A 14568-nucleotide genomic window follows, 5' to 3' on the forward strand; every position below is an offset into this window, starting at 1 on the left:
CCTTGCCACTTTGCGGGCAGAACCCACCGGTGGGTTCTGCCCGCAAAGTGGTCAGGGCAGGCGATTGAAGGAGAAGTGCGAGCCGTCGGCCTCGCCGGAGACCGTACTGAAAGGCTCGTCCAGGCGTCCGAGGAGGCGGTCCACCGTCTGCCGGAAGTGCCCCGCCAAGGTCTCCGAAGCGGCCTGGCCGTCGCCGTCCGAGAGCTGGCGCAGCAGCGTGCGGTGGACGTCGAGGATGTCCGTCCGCACCACATAGCCGTCGGCATGCGAGAGCGCTGCGATGCGCGTCTGGATGATCAGCGTGGAGGCGAAGGACATCAGCCGCAGGTTGCCGGTGGCCTCGACCAGCCCGTAGTGCAGGTCCAGGTCCGCGTCCCCGATCCGGCGCGCGTCGGAACCATCCTCGAGTGCTGAGGCCAGCGCGGCGAACAGGTCCTCGGCCGAGGCGATGTGCTGACGCCGCTCCTCGGGGTCCAGTGCGGCGATCTGGCGCACCGCGGCGCTCTCGATCGCGAGCCGGGCCTGATAGAGGTCTTCGACGTGGTCCGCGCCGACCGTCACCACGCGCAGGCCTGCCCCGGGTCTGGCCACCAGCAGGCCCTCCTGGACCAGTCGCTGGGCCGATTCCCGCAGGGGCCCGCGACTGACCCCGAGTTGGGAGGCCACCTCGGCCTCACGGACGGAGGACCCCGGCATCAGGGTGCCCCCGTAGATCGCGTTGCGCAGTTCCACAGCGATCAGGTCGACCGTCGAGGGACGGCGCACTGTGTTGACCAGAGGCCTGGTGACCGGTCCGTTCCGGCGGGCTGAACCCCGGTCCTGGGTCTGGTTCATGTGGCGGTTCCTTTCGACGCAACCACGATCATTCCATGCGACGGACCCTGATCATTCCACGCGAATCGTTACATTGTCGACATTCTTCAGGTAGACGATCCGATGGTGGCCCCGTTCACATTCTGCTAACGTCGGCCCCAGGTTGCCAGCGATTTCCGTGGCGCCGGTCACAGTGTGGGGACGATCCCCGGCCCTCCTGTGACCGCTTCCGCGAATCGCCCCAGACCACGACGCACCGCACCCAAGCACCGTCACGATTCGCACCACCGGCCCTCCCGCCGGCAGCCCGGGAGGTCCGGACAGCTGAGGAGCACGCCATGACCATCCAGCACCTGACCACCCTGACCTCTCCCACCGGCACGTCCCGCAAGCGCCGGCTCCTGCAGGGCGCCGGCCTGTTGGCCGCCTCGGCCCTGATGCTCACGGCCTGCGGCGGGGGTGACGGCGGTGCTGAGGGCGGCTCAGAGGGCGGCGAAGGCACCACCGCAGCTGCCGAGGGCAACACCCTGGAACGCCTCCAGGAGGAGGGCACCATCACCGTCGGCATCGCCGGCGAGGTCCCCTACTCCTACCTGGAGGACGGCGAGCCCGCCGGGGCCACCGTGGCCATGCACGAGAAGATCTTCGCGGACATGGGCATCAATAACGTCGAGGCCGAACTGGTCGAGTGGAACTCACTGATCCCAGGGCTGAACGCCGGCCGCTTCGATGCCGTCTCCGCTGGTATGTCCATCCTCCCGGACCGCTGCGCCCAGGCCGCGTTCTCCGACCCGGAGATCATGTACACCACCACGCTGATGGTGGCCGAGGGCAATCCCCTGGGCCTGACCGACCTGGACTCGGTCAAGGAGAAGATCGATTCCGGTGAGAGCGTCAACCTGGCCGTGCTGGCCGGCGGCATCGAGGCCGGCTACGCCGAGTCTCTGGGCCTGGAGGTCCAGTCCGTCCCGGATGCCCAGACCGGCATGGACACTGTGGCCAACGGCCGAGCGGACGCCTTCGCCATGACCGCCATCTCCTTGAACACCCTGGCCGAGGAGAACCCGGATGCCGGAGTGGAGACCACCGACGCCTTCGTCCAGGTGATCGACGGCGTGGAGCAGATCGGCGCCGGCGGCACCGTGTTCCGCCAGGATGACACCGAGTTGCTGGAGGCCTACAACGAGGCACTGGGCTCCGTCACCGAGTCCGAAGAGAGCTACCTGGAGGTGGTGGGCGACTACGGCTTCACCGCCGAGAACCTCCCCCCGGAGGACCTGACCACCGAACAGCTGTGCGCAGGCGAACTGGGCTGATAGTCGGTGCTTGAGAACCTCCAAGCCACGGCGGAGGCCTGGCCGTTCCTGGCCCAGGGACTGTGGGTGACCATCCAGCTCACCGTCATGGGTTCGGCGCTGTCCCTCGTCCTCGCCGTTGTCCTCGGGCTGATGGCCGGGGCCTCCAACAAGGCCCTGGCCATCCCCGGCCGGATCATCATCGAGTTCTTCCGCGGGACCTCACTGGTGGTCCAACTGTTCTTCATCTTCTTCGTCCTGCCTCAGTTCGGGGTCGAGTTGCCGGGCATGGTCGTGGGAGTACTCGCCTTGGGCCTGAACTACGGGGCCTACTCCGCGGAGGTGGTGCGCGGCTCCATCGCCTCGGTGCCGCAGGGACAGTGGGAAGCCACCACCGCTTTGTCCATGTCTCCGGCCCACCGGATGCGGCGGGTGATCTTCCCGCAGGCCTGGGCTCTGATGATTCCTTCCCTGGCCAGCCTGATGGTCCACCTGCTCAAGGGCACGGCCATCGTCAGCGTCATCCTCCTGAGGGACTTCACGTTCTACCTGGACCAGCTCACGCGGCAGACAGACACGTTCTGGGCCTACGCCGCCGTCGGGCTGGTGGGGTACTTCCTCCTCGCCCTGATCCTGACGCTCTTCATGAACGCGTTGGAGGCCCGCGCCAAGCACCGGCTGGGCCGGGGCCCGTCCCTGCGCGAGGTCCTCTCGCCCACGCCCACCAACAAGAACTCACTGTCCACGGCGGGAGGTGGCATCTGATGGAGAACCAGCGCCAGCTCTGGAACTGGGACCTCGCCTTCGAGGCCCTGCCGGACATCCTCCTAGCATTCCTCCAAGTCACCCTGTTGGTGACCGTCGTCTCCACCCTGATCGCGGCCGCCCTCGGCCTGGTCTGGGCCATGATCATCCGACTGGCTCCGCAGCCGATCTCCGGGATCGTCAAGTGGGTCGTCAGCTTCATCCGCATGACCCCGATCGTCGTGCAGCTGCTGTTCGCCTACTACACGTTCCTGATGTTCGATTCGATCACCATCGGGATCGTGGTGTTCGGCATCCACTACTCGACGTACATGTCCGAGGTCTACCGCGCCGGAATCGACGCCGTGCCCCAGGGCCAATGGGAGGCCACCACGGCACTGTCCATGTCCACGCGACGCACCTGGACCGCCGTCGTGATCCCCCAGGCCCTGCGCGCCACTGTGCCGGCCCTGGGCAACTACGCCATCTCCATGTTCAAGGACACGCCGTTCCTGCTGGTGATCGGTGTGGTGGAGATGGTCAACGCCGCCCAGATCTTCGGTGGCAACAACTTCCGCTACGTGGAGGCCATCACGCTGGCCGGCATCATCTTCCTGCTGGCCAGCTACCCCACGTCCGTCCTCATCCGCCGATTGGAGAAGCGACTTGCCTACGCCTACTGACCCCGGTGCCACCGCCCCCGGTGACCGCCCCGGTGGTGCCACTGCGGCGGCCGCCGGCCGCGCTACCAGGGGCACCGCCGGGGGCACCGCGCCCATCATCGAGTTCCGGGACGTGGAGAAGCGCTTCGGTGACAACGTGGTGCTCAAGGACCTGAACTTCCACGTCAACAAGGGTGAGCGGGTGACCCTGATCGGCCCGTCCGGCTCCGGTAAGACCACCATCCTGCGCCTGGTCATGACCCTGGAGGAGGCCACGGACGGGATGATCCTCATCGACGGGGACCCCCTGACCCACCGGATCGACGGTGGCAAGCGGGTCCGGCTGTCCAACAAGGAGATCAAGAAGACCCGCACCCGGATCGGCATGGTGTTCCAGCAGTTCAACCTGTTCCCGAACATGACCGTGCTGGAGAACATCACGGAGTCCCCCATCCACGTGCTGGGCCAGTCCAAGGACGAGGCCCGGGCCAAGGCCAAGGACCTGCTGCACAAGGTCGGGCTGGATGACAAGGCGGACGCCCACCCCTCGTCCCTGTCCGGCGGTCAGCAGCAGCGCGTGGCCATCGCCCGCGCGCTGGCGATGGACCCGGAGATCCTGCTCCTGGACGAGGTGACCTCCGCGCTGGACCCGGAGATCGTGGACGAGGTGCTCGGCATCCTGCGGAACATCGCGGACACCACGGACATCACCATGCTGATCGTCACCCACGAGATGCAGTTCGCCCGGGACGTCTCGGACCGGGTGCTGATGTTCGACGGCGGCGCGATCGTGGAGGACGCTGATCCGCACACCATGTTCACGGCCCCGACGCATGACCGCACGAAGAAGTTCCTCCGTGCCGTCCTCGGCGAGGGCCAGATCGGCACCCGCTGACCCCAGCACTTTGCGGCCTATCCCCACCGGTGGGGATAGGCCGCCAAGTGCGTTAAGGGTTAACAGGAGTTGAGGCGGACGACGCCGGCCGGTCACGCCACGCGGGTCCCGCGCGGCAGGCGGACGGCCGGGGCCACCAGCCGCTGGCGGCCCCACGCGAACAGGGCGGCGGCCACCGCGACCTGGATGCCCAGTCCGAGCGGCCAGACCGGGGTGCCCTCGGAGTCTTCGTCCTGTTGGTCTTGGTCCGTCAGCTGGCCGTTGGCACACTCCACGTTCGTCTCCGGCGGCTGCTGCAGGTAGCGCACCCCGGTGGAGATCGAGGTCATGATGCCATCGGGAGCCCAGGTCTCGGGGTCGTCGGGATCATAGGGCGGCTTCTCCGGATGAGGCACGGCGTCCGCCACCACCACGAACGGGTTGGCGGCCAGCATCCAGTAGGTGGACCGGGTGTCCAGGGTCTCCTGGGGGACCATCGGCCCGGTGCAGCGCACGGGCCCCCAGCCGTCCGCCCCCGGATCAGCGCCCTCCAGGTACAGGGGCTCCTCGTCCGGGTACACGGCCTGGTTGGCCGGCACGGTGGTCATGGTCAACGGGGCGGTCAGGGCGAAGCCGATCAACGTGCCCAGGGAGAACAGGGCCACCAGCAGGTAGGTGGCCACCACCGCGAACAGGGTCCTGGACACGATGGCGGACACCGCGGTGCCGAGGGCGCAGATGATCCCGAGTTCCACGGCCACCATCAGGACGAAGACCACGAGCCCCGGGACGTCCAGCCCGCCCAGCACCACGGCCAGGATGATGTACGGCAGGGCGGCCACCAGGAAGCCGAGCGCGGCGATCCAGGACGCCAGCCACTTGCCGGTGAGCAGCTGGCCCGGGGTGGCCAGCGTGACCTGGACGATCGCCAGGGTGCCACCGGCCCGGTCCCCGCTGACGGTGCTCGCGGACATGGCCGGGGCCACCAGCAGCCCGAAGAAGATCACGAAGCCGACCACGGCCTCGAACACGAAGCGGCCCGGGCCGAAGAACAGGTCGTCGCCGGCCAGGGTGTTGTAGCTGGCCACCGCACCCCAGGTGACCAGGCCGATGACCACGAACCAGACGGCCAGCATGATGTACCAGCTGCGGGTGCGCAGCCGCTGGCGCAGCTCCATCTGGATGACGTTGCCGAGGGCCGCGCCCCAACCGAGGCGCCCCTCCGATCGGGCGGTCGGCTCCTGCGGCTTGGTGTCCATCGTCATCATTCCATCCCCCTTCCGTCCGGCCGCGTGCCCGGCCGTGTGCCCGGCCGTGGTGCGGCACCGGCCCGGCCGGCGTCGGGCTCGGGGAGCGACGCCGGCCGGGCCGCCGGCCCCTCCGCCGGTCGGCGGCGGTCCAGTTCGAGGTAGGCGGCCTCCAGGCGCGAGGTGCCGGGGGTGAAGGACAGGACCCGGACGCCGTCACCCACGAGGGTGGCGAGCATGTCAGCGGCCTCGGTGGCCGAGGCCACCTCCACGCTGACCGAGTCGCGGCGCTTGCCCTCGGGGCGGTAGGCGATGGAGTAGTGCTCCAAGGCCGCATGCAGGGGTCCGGCGTCGAGAGCGGTGATGAGGTAGCGGCCCCCGGCGGCGCCCTCCTGGCTGAGATCCTCGACCCGGACGGTGGCTCCGGCCTGGATGAAGACGGCCAGGTCCGCCATCTCGTCGAGCTCGGAGAGCACGTGGGAGGAGACCAGGATGGTCTTGCCGGCGGCGGCCATCTGCTTGAGATCGTCCCGGAGCCGGATCCGGGAGCCCGGGTCCAGGCCGGAGGCGGGCTCGTCCAGCAACAGCACCTGGGGATCGTGGAGGATCGCCCGGGCGAGGGACAGCCGTTGCTGCTGCCCGCGGGAGAGCACTCGGGCCGGCTGGTCCGCCAGCGTGGACAGTTCTTGCCACTCCAGCAGCTGCGCCGCGCGGGACCGCACCCGGTCCCGGTCCATCCCGTAGAACCGGCCCATGGTCACGAGGATCTCGCGGGCCGTCAGCGATTCCCACACTCCGAGCGTGTCCGGCATCCAGCCGGTGGTCCGGCGGACCGCGGCCGGGTGGACCAAGGGATCGAAGCCGGCGATCGTGACGGAGCCGGCGTCGGGCTTCAGCAGGGAGGCCAGCACCAGCATGAGGGTGGTCTTCCCCGAGCCGTTGGGACCCACCAGCGCCGTGATGGCCCCGGCCGGTGCCGTGAGATCCACGCCCTGCAGGGCCTTGACGGACCCGAAGCTGCGCGTCACCGAGTCCACGGTGATGCCCGGCGGCGCGTCCAGAGACGTGGGGACCGGGGCCTCACCGGAGTCGCCGGTTCGGGTGTCGGTAGTCATGGGCCCATCGTCCGGCACGGTCCACCCCACGGCAAGGACGGGTGCGCGGAACGGTGTCCGGACCACGCTCACACAGCACCCGGCCACCTCCGCGGCGTTACCGTTCCGTGACCTCGGCGGTCATGGGAGGTGCCCGAACGCCGCCTCCACCTAGACTGAACAGCAGTCCCTTTGCCAGTCCGCTGACAGCGGTACGTCAACCCCCTCTGAGGTCCTTGCATGAGTCTGATCGTCCAGAAGTACGGCGGATCCTCCGTCGCCGATGCCGAAGGGATCCTCCGCGTGGCCAAACGCGTGGTGGAGTCCCAGCAGGCCGGCCACCAGGTGGTGGTGGTGGTCTCCGCGATGGGTGACACCACCGATGAGCTGCTGGACCTCTCCGAGCAGATCAACGGGGAGCCACCGGCCCGCGAGATGGACATCCTGCTCTCCGCCGGCGAGCGCATCTCCATGTCCCTGCTGGCCATGGGCATCCACTCCCAGGGCGCCACGGCTCAGTCCTTCACGGGCTCCCAGGCCGGCATGTTCACGGACAACCTGCACGGAGACGCCCGGATCATCGACGTCTCCCCCGACCGCGTGAAGGACGCCGTGGATGCCGGCGACATCGCGATCGTGGCCGGCTTCCAGGGCATGAGCCGCGAGTCCCGGGACATCACCACCATGGGCCGCGGCGGCTCGGACACCACGGCCGTGGCACTGGCGGCCGCCCTGAACGCGGACGTCTGTGAGATCTACTCGGACGTGGACGGCGTGTACACGGCGGACCCGCGCGTGGTCCCCTCGGCGCGGAAGATCGACGAGATCTCCTCCGAGGACATGCTGGAGATGGCCGCGGCCGGCTCCAAGATCCTGCACCTGCGCTGCGTGGAGTACGCCCGCCGCTTCGGCGTGCTGCTGCACGTGCGCTCATCCTTCTCCCACAACGAAGGCACCTGGGTGCGTCCCAACCCTGACGACACCATCACACTTGAGGAAGGCGAACCCATGGAACAGCCGATCGTTGCCGGCGTGGCCCACGACCGCTCCGAGGCCAAGGTCACCGTCTACGGCGTCCCGGACTTCCCGGGCAAGGCCGCCGAAGTGTTCAACGTGGTCGCCACGGCCGGCGTGAACATCGACATGATCGTGCAGAACGTCCCCCGCGTGGAGACCGGCCGCACAGACATCTCCTTCACGCTGCCGGTCACCGACGGCAAGACAGCCATGGAGGCCCTGGACGCCGCGCGGGAGGAGATCGGCTTCGAGGACGCCATCCTCAACCCGCACGTCGGCAAGCTCTCCGTGATCGGCGGCGGCATGCGCTCCAACCCGGGCGTCTCCGCCACGTTCTTCGACGCCCTGAAGCAGGCCGGCGTGAACATCGAGATGATCACCACCTCGGAGATCCGCATCTCCATCATCACCCGCGAGGACATGCTGGACACCGCTGTGCGCGCCGTCCACCAGGCCTTCGGCCTCGACGCGGACGAGGAAGCCACCGTCTACGGCGGCACCGGCCGCTGAGCCGGCGTCCACACCGCCTGATTCGCCGGCCGCAGAGCCGGCAACACAGAAAGCCCGACGCCGGCCGCGCGAGATGCGCGGCCGGCGTCGGGCTTTCTGTGTGCTTGCTCTATGTCCCTGCGCTTTGTGTCGAGTTCGGGTGGGTATTGGCGTCCAACACCCACCCGAACTCGACTGAAAGCACAGGCGGTCAGCTAGCCGCCGGTCACCTCATGGGCGCGGGACAGCAGGGCCGCCACCTCGCCGCGGGTGATCTCGTGGCCCGGACGGTAATTGCCGTCCGCATAGCCGGTGGAGATGTCCTGCTCCGCCATCCAGACGATCGCCTCGTGGTGCGCGCTGGACTCCGGAACGTCCGGGAAGCCCTCGCCCTCCACCGTGCCGGGCTCCGGCCCGACGGTGCGGAAGACGAAGGAGGCGAACTCACCGCGCGTCACCTCATCGAACTGGCGGAACGTGCCGTCCTTGTATCCAGTCGTGATCTCTTCGGCGTTGGCCCAGGAGATCGCGTCGAAGAACGTGCTGGACTCCGGGACGTCCGGGAACTCGGCCGGATCCGTCACCGTGGGTGAATCCATGTAGCGGTACAGGAACGCCACGGACTCGCCACGGGCGATGTCCCGGTGCTTCTGGTACGTGTTGTTCTCATAACCCGTGGTGATCCCATCACACTGCATCCAGCGCACGTAGTCGTAGTACTGGCTGCCGGGGGCGTTGTCCGAGAAGTCCTCGGCCTCGCAGTCGGCCGGGCCCCCGCCCACGGTCACGGTGACCGTGCTCCGGGTGCCGGGCGCCCACTCGATGGCGCCCTTCCACGTGCCGGGAGTCAGGCCCTGCCACTCGACGGCGACCGGCGCGGTCTCCTGGTTCTCCACGGCCAGCGGGTCCGGGGTGATGGTCAGATTCCCCGAGTCGCCTTCGAGGACCACGGTCTCCATGGTGGCGGGGACCGAGGCGCCGCCCGGTGAGGAGTACAGGTTGGAGACCGCGTAGTACTCACCAGGGGTCGGATCCGTCAGGACCAGTTCCTCGGAACCGGAGGCAGTGGCCTCCTGGATGACAGTGCCCTCCGGAGTGATGACGAAGAGGTCCCAATCGGACTGTTCGTCACCCGCATTGAGCGACCAGGTCACCGAGGTGGCACCCTCGGGGACCACGGTCTCCGTGACGTGGTTGGAGGCGTCGTCGTCACCGACCAGCGCTCCGGGAACCTTGGAGAACTCCTCTACCTCGGCCAGGCCCAGGCCCTCGATCTCTGGCTCGAGGGCGCCGGTGATGCCGGACTCGAGCTCGGTCTCGGCGGCGCCGGACGTGCCTTCACCGGTGATGGCGTCCTCCGCCAGGACGTCCACGGAACGCACCGTCACCGGGGAGGTGACGGCTGCGGCACCCGGACGGGTCCAGGTAAAGGACCCGTGGGCCCACTCATCCGCTGCGGCATCCGTACGGGTCAGCGTGATTTCCACCGGCTGAGATTCGCCGGCCTCCAGGGACAGGGTGGACGGCTCAGCCGTCACCTCGTAGCCCGGCACAGAGCCGCTGGCGGCCCAGGTCCCGGTCTCGGTGGCCGTGACGGTGCGCGTCACGGTGGCCGAACCCAGCAGGTCGTTCACGGCGATCGAGGCCACGTTGATGTCCCGGCCGGTGGTCTCGCCCAGGATGAGGGCGTCCCACTGGCGGGCGTCGGCCTCATAGACCAGCCCCGGCTCGACCATGGCGGCCGGGTCGGCAGAGCCGGCGCCGGTGGCGAAGTTGTCCGCGCTGGCCGAACCATCGGCCTCCAGGACGTCACCGGCCGTGGTCATCATGGCCGACTTGATGGCCATCGGGGACCAGTCCGGATACGTGGCGCTCATCAGGGCCGCCATGCCCGCCAGGTTCGGCGCCGCCATGGAGGTGCCGGACATCAGGCCATAGGAATCGCCATTGTACGCCGGGTCCAACGGAGAGACGCCGGCCAGGACGTTGACGCCCGGGGCAGCGATGTCCGGCTTGAGCAGCTCGGAGTCCACCGCGGTGGACGGGCCGCGCGAGGAGAATCCGGCAATCTGAGGCACCGGGACCGGGTCCAGGCTCGTGGTGTCACCGACCACGAGAGTCGCCTGCTGGTCCGTGGAGGCGACGAGGTCCTTGATGGACTCGTCCGAGATGTGCACGGTGGGCACCGCATGCAGGTCGGCGTCCTCGGAGCCGCCGCCGATGTTCACCAGGACCATGCCGATACCGCCGGCCTGGGCCACGGCCTTGGACTTGTCCGCGCGCGGGCTCACGCCGCGATCGCAGACCACGATCTTGCCCGCGGCTGCGTCCGGGTCCAGGGCGCCGATCTCGCAGAGCCGGATATCGTCCGCAGTTCTCTCTTCGGTGACCGGAAGGCCCACCTCGCTGGACAGCGCGATGTCTGCCGGGCCGACGCCCTCCTTCGTCACGGTCACACCGCGGAACTTCTCACCATCCGGGAACTCGACCGTACCGGTCAGCTCATCGGAGAACGTGGAGGCCGCCACGGAGGTCAGCCATGGTGCGGAGTGGTTCACGGTCTGGGCGGCCGGGCCGGAGTTGCCGGCGGAGGCGGAGACGAAGATCCCGGCCTCAGCGGCCGACTTGAAGGCCAGCGAGACGGGATCCACCACGGAGTTGTTCGATCCGGAGATCGAGTAGTTCAACACGTCGACGCCGTCGATGATGGCCTGCTCGATGGCCGCCACCGAGGCGGTGCCATAGCAGCCGCCCGTATCCGGGTCCGTGTCCTCCCAGCAGACCTTGTAGACGGAGACGGCAGCCTGGGGCGCCACGCCGGAGCCCTCGCCGTAGGAGACACCGCCATTGAAGACCTGGTCGACCCCGTTGTTGCCCGCCGCCGTGGTGGCGGTGTGGGTGCCGTGCGAGGAGATGTCGAGGGGGGACAACCGCTCCCGAGGGTCACGGTCCCCCTCGGGGACGAAGGCTTCGAAATCCTCGGAGTAATACCGGGCGGAGAGCACCTTGGAGTTGCATTCCTCGCCGGTGAAGTCCTCACCGACCTCGCAGTCGCCGCGGAAGGTGGTGCCATCGGCCTTGAGCATGGCGATCCGGCCGGAGGCGTCCAGGTACGGTTCACCGACCTGGGGTTCACCGGAGAGCGCCGGAACGGGGTCCCCGGCGAGCATCTCCTGTTCGGGGTAATAGCCGGTGTCGATGACTCCGACCACGACGCCCTTGCCGGCGGCGTCCAGCCCGCCGTACTGGTTGTTCCAGGCCCCCTGGGGCCCGGGCAGTCCGAGGAACTCGGTGGACGAGTAGTCAGGGGCGTACTCCTCCACCTCGGAGACGGCCAGGACGCGATCGTCCTTGGACAGCTCGCGTGCCTGCTCGGCGGTGAGCTCGGAGACGAAGGCGTTGAGGGCCGTGGTGAAGTGCTTGTCCACGGACAGCGATGTCGAGGACGCGACCTCCATCTGGCGCACCGTGAGGTGCCGGTCATACTTCTGAACGGCGGCAGAGTCCGTGTCCAAGGTGCCGTCCGTGGCGGCAGTGGCCGGGAAGCCGTCCGTACCACCCCGGTAGGTGGCCACCGGATCCTCCTTGAGGATCACGAAGTAGCGGCCGTCCTTGTATTCGGCGCCAGCCTGCAGCGCCCGGTCGATCGAGGGATCCGAGCCGCCGCCGGGCGGTGCCGCGACGGCCGGAATGGCCGCCAGCGGCGCGGCCAGCAGGCCGATCCCCGCCAATGTGGCGGTCAGCGCCCGGCGTCGCCGGGCTGTTTTGGGGTTCCTGGACATGAACCTCGCCTTTCCTCACCAAGGTGCGAACCGGGCACGGGTGTGCCCGGCGAGTGATCTCCGTGGTTGCTGCAGGAGGCTGCCGCGGTGTTCGGCCGAGACGGGCACGATGCGGTGCGGAAGCCCCTGTGAGAGCGGTGCGAGTGATGCGAACCACAGAGGTGGGATGACGGCAACCTACCCGAGCGGCACGATCAACGGAAGGCCTGAAACAGACCTTTTACACGCGGATATCTCCCTTCCCCTCCCTTCCGCGGCCCACCTGCACGGATCCGCCGTTAACCGTACGCTGGTGGGGTGCCCACTTCCCTCCGCACCCGCTCCGCCGACCCGTCAACCATAGGTGGACTCCAGGTGCTTGCCGTGGACGAGTGGCAAGCCACCGCCGAGGCCCACCGCCAGGGCATCACGGCCTACACGGCTCCGCTGAAGGACCTGCATTCCCGCGGCGCAAGTCACCCGGTCCACGACTTTCTGTTCTCCTACTATTCACTCACCCCCGGTGCCCTCGAACGCTGGCACCCGGGGGCCGGCGTCGTGCTGGCTGCGCCGGCTCGGACTCACGACGACGGCCACGCGGCGCCTGCGGGCGGGCCCGGCTCCGGTGGCGGAGGGAAGTTCTACCGGTGGGTGGTGCCTGGCCCGGGGCTTCCCGACGGCGGCTGGACCGTGGATGTGCCCGCGTTCGCCGCGCGCCGGGCCGCGATGATCGAGTTCGCCGGGCGCATCCTCGGTCTGACAGCGCAACGGCCAGCACGGCTGGCCTGCTTCGGCCTGCACGAATGGGCCATGGCCTACCGATCCGAGGTCCACGGGATCCGCCACTCCACCGTGCCCCTTCGACTCGGCCCGGACGGCACGAATCGGGTGGTCGAGGACAACCGGATCGCCTGCTCGCACTTCGACGCCTTCCGCTTCTACGCGCCCGAGGCGGTGAGGCTGAACGAGCTGCAACCCACGCGAGAGACGCAGGTGGACCTGGAGCAGCCCGGCTGTCTGCACGCCAACATGGACGTCTACAAGTGGGCCTACAAGCTGTTGCCGGCGGTCAGCTCGGGCCTGGTGGCGGACTGCTTCGAACTCGCCTGGCGCATCCGGACCATGGACATGCGGGCCTCCCCCTACGAACTGGCGGACTGGGGGCTGGAACCGATCCGGATCGAGACCACCGTGGGTCGAGCAGAGTATGTGCGCCTGCAGCGCGGTTTCGCCGCGGAGGCCAATGTGCTGCGTGGACGGCTGCTGGCGGAACTAGACACCGTGAGGGCCCTGGCCGCGGAGGCGAGCACGCCGTGATCGGCGCCCTGCTCGCCCTCGGATGCTGGCTGCTGTACCGGAAGATGTGGCGGACCGAGCCCCGCCGGCTGCGCACCGCCGTCGTGCTGCTGGTGGGGGCCTGGTTCGCGTGGGGTGCCGTGGTGGAGGTCATCGGGTACTTCTCCCCCGAGGTGCAGGCGCTGATCGGCCTGGTGCTGTTGGCACTGCCGTTCTCCGTGCTCGTACTGGCCGGATTTCTCATCCGCAACGGGGTCCAGATGGTACGGCGAGAGGGCCGGAGTCTGGGCAACCTGCTCTCCATGCTGGCCGGGCTCGCACTGTTGGCGCTGCCCGTGGCGGCCTTCCTCTTGGTCGCGACGCTGCACCCAGTGGGCATCGGCGCCGCTGCGTTGGCCTTCTTCGTCTCCGCGCAGGTCGGCCTGTCCTTCGTGACGTTCCTGGTGTTCACGGTCCTGTACGCCCGGAGGGAGCCGCGCCCGGGGGCGGACGCCGTGGTGGTGCTGGGCTCCGGACTCATCAAGGGGAAGGTGACCCCGCTGCTCGCCTCCCGCCTGGACCGGGGGCGGCAAGCATGGCAGGCGCAGCTGGCCTGGCCGCCGTCGACCAGTTCGGCACCGCCCTCGACCCGTCCGACCCCCGGGACGGCGCCCGGAGTATCCGTGACCCCCGGAGTATCCATGGCACCACCCGTTCGTGGCGTGCCCCTCATCCCCTCTGGTGGTCAGGGTCCGGACGAACCGCGCCCGGAGGCGGCCGCCATGGCGGACTACCTCGTGGACCACGGCGTTCCGCCGGAGTTGGTCCTGCCGGAGGAGCGCTCACGCACCACGGAGGAGAACCTGCGCCTCTCGAGGGAGATAGCCGACGGCGCGCTACCGCAGGGCACCAGGCCTGGACACCTGCTGGTGGCCACGAACGAGTATCACGCACCGAGGGCGGCCCTGCTCTCCCGACGGATCGGAGTGGACGCTGATGTGGTGGGCGGTGATACCGCCGGCTACTACGTCCCCAGCGCCTACCTGCGCGAGTTCCTGGCCGTCATGGTGATGAACAAACGCACCCAGATCCTGCTGGCCATCCCGGGGCTCCTGCTCTCGGCAGGACTCACCGCGTTGATGGTGATGTATCAACTCAACGCCGGCGGCTGACAACGCCGCCCTTGCCTTCCTCACACCTCTCCACCTTCACCCCTCCACCCTCACCCCTCGCTTTCAGTCGACTTCGGGTGGGTGCGTGGCGAAAACACCCACCCGAAGTCGACTCAAAACATCAG

11 protein-coding genes are annotated in these 14568 nt (G+C 68.6%); 7 read left to right on the forward strand and 4 right to left on the reverse strand.

Annotated features, from left to right (window positions below; all coding sequences use genetic code 11):
* Positions 1 to 51 precede the first annotated feature (51 nt).
* The gene (locus C8E99_RS10710; RefSeq protein ID WP_115932280.1) at positions 52 to 834 is read right to left on the reverse strand and encodes a GntR family transcriptional regulator; all 783 of its coding nucleotides are present in this window, start codon (positions 832 to 834) and stop codon (positions 52 to 54) included.
* Between the two features lie 317 nt (positions 835 to 1151).
* Between C8E99_RS10710 and ehuB the strand changes: the two genes are divergently transcribed.
* From ehuB to C8E99_RS10730, 4 genes are all read left to right on the forward strand, one after another.
* Complete coding sequence (gene ehuB / locus C8E99_RS10715; protein WP_115932281.1) at positions 1152 to 2129, forward strand: ectoine/hydroxyectoine ABC transporter substrate-binding protein EhuB; 978 nt, start codon at positions 1152 to 1154, stop codon at positions 2127 to 2129.
* 6 nt (positions 2130 to 2135) lie between these two features.
* The gene (locus C8E99_RS10720) at positions 2136 to 2873 is read left to right on the forward strand and encodes an amino acid ABC transporter permease (protein WP_115932282.1); all 738 of its coding nucleotides are present in this window, start codon (positions 2136 to 2138) and stop codon (positions 2871 to 2873) included.
* A complete protein-coding gene (gene ehuD, locus C8E99_RS10725; protein WP_115932283.1) occupies positions 2873 to 3535 on the forward strand; it encodes an ectoine/hydroxyectoine ABC transporter permease subunit EhuD in 663 nt (220 codons plus the stop codon). The genes C8E99_RS10720 and ehuD overlap by 1 nt, the downstream gene beginning before the upstream one ends.
* Positions 3536 to 3629: 94 nt before the next feature.
* Entirely contained in the window at positions 3630 to 4409 is a 780-nt protein-coding gene (locus C8E99_RS10730) for an amino acid ABC transporter ATP-binding protein (RefSeq protein ID WP_115933408.1), read from the forward strand.
* Between the two features lie 92 nt (positions 4410 to 4501).
* Here C8E99_RS10730 and C8E99_RS10735 read toward each other — a convergent pair whose 3' ends face one another.
* Together C8E99_RS10735 and C8E99_RS10740 are read right to left on the reverse strand one after the other, a co-directional pair.
* Positions 4502 to 5647, reverse strand: a complete 1146-nt coding sequence (locus C8E99_RS10735) for an ABC transporter permease (protein ID WP_170144583.1) — start codon at positions 5645 to 5647, stop codon at positions 4502 to 4504.
* A gap of 5 nt (positions 5648 to 5652) precedes the next feature.
* Positions 5653 to 6750 (reverse strand): ABC transporter ATP-binding protein, encoded by a 1098-nt coding sequence (locus tag C8E99_RS10740; RefSeq protein ID WP_115933409.1) that lies wholly within the window; start codon positions 6748 to 6750, stop codon positions 5653 to 5655.
* 219 nt (positions 6751 to 6969) lie between these two features.
* On the opposite strand from C8E99_RS10740, the gene C8E99_RS10745 reads away from it, so the two are divergent.
* Positions 6970 to 8256: an aspartate kinase gene (locus tag C8E99_RS10745; RefSeq protein WP_115932285.1), complete on the forward strand. Its 1287-nt coding sequence runs from the start codon at positions 6970 to 6972 to the stop codon at positions 8254 to 8256.
* Between the two features lie 194 nt (positions 8257 to 8450).
* Here the strand turns inward: C8E99_RS10745 and C8E99_RS10750 are convergent, their stop codons facing one another.
* Positions 8451 to 12017, reverse strand: a complete 3567-nt coding sequence (locus C8E99_RS10750) for a S8 family serine peptidase (RefSeq protein WP_115932286.1) — start codon at positions 12015 to 12017, stop codon at positions 8451 to 8453.
* 297 nt (positions 12018 to 12314) lie between these two features.
* On the opposite strand from C8E99_RS10750, the gene C8E99_RS10755 reads away from it, so the two are divergent.
* Entirely contained in the window at positions 12315 to 13313 is a 999-nt protein-coding gene (locus tag C8E99_RS10755; protein ID WP_245952258.1) for a 3-methyladenine DNA glycosylase, read from the forward strand.
* Positions 13310 to 14443, forward strand: a complete 1134-nt coding sequence (locus C8E99_RS10760; RefSeq protein WP_245952260.1) for a YdcF family protein — start codon at positions 13310 to 13312, stop codon at positions 14441 to 14443. Before C8E99_RS10755 ends, C8E99_RS10760 begins: the two co-directional genes overlap by 4 nt.
* Positions 14444 to 14568 lie beyond the last annotated feature (125 nt).

Origin of the sequence: Citricoccus muralis (assembly GCF_003386075.1) — a bacterium.
Lineage (GTDB): Bacteria > Actinomycetota > Actinomycetes > Actinomycetales > Micrococcaceae > Citricoccus > Citricoccus muralis.

Bases quoted from the DNA above. Each gene is read 5' to 3' on its own strand.
- C8E99_RS10710 (WP_115932280.1), bottom strand. From the start codon at position 834: ATGAACCAGACCCAGGACCGGGGTTCAGCCCGCCGGAACGGACCGGTC.
- ehuB (WP_115932281.1), top strand. From the start codon at position 1,152: ATGACCATCCAGCACCTGACCACCCTGACCTCTCCCACCGGCACGTCC.
- ehuD (WP_115932283.1), top strand. From the start codon at position 2,873: ATGGAGAACCAGCGCCAGCTCTGGAACTGGGACCTCGCCTTCGAGGCC.
- C8E99_RS10735 (WP_170144583.1), bottom strand. From the start codon at position 5,647: ATGGACACCAAGCCGCAGGAGCCGACCGCCCGATCGGAGGGGCGCCTC.
- C8E99_RS10740 (WP_115933409.1), bottom strand. From the start codon at position 6,750: ATGACTACCGACACCCGAACCGGCGACTCCGGTGAGGCCCCGGTCCCC.
- C8E99_RS10745 (WP_115932285.1), top strand. From the start codon at position 6,970: ATGAGTCTGATCGTCCAGAAGTACGGCGGATCCTCCGTCGCCGATGCC.
- C8E99_RS10750 (WP_115932286.1), bottom strand. From the start codon at position 12,017: ATGTCCAGGAACCCCAAAACAGCCCGGCGACGCCGGGCGCTGACCGCC.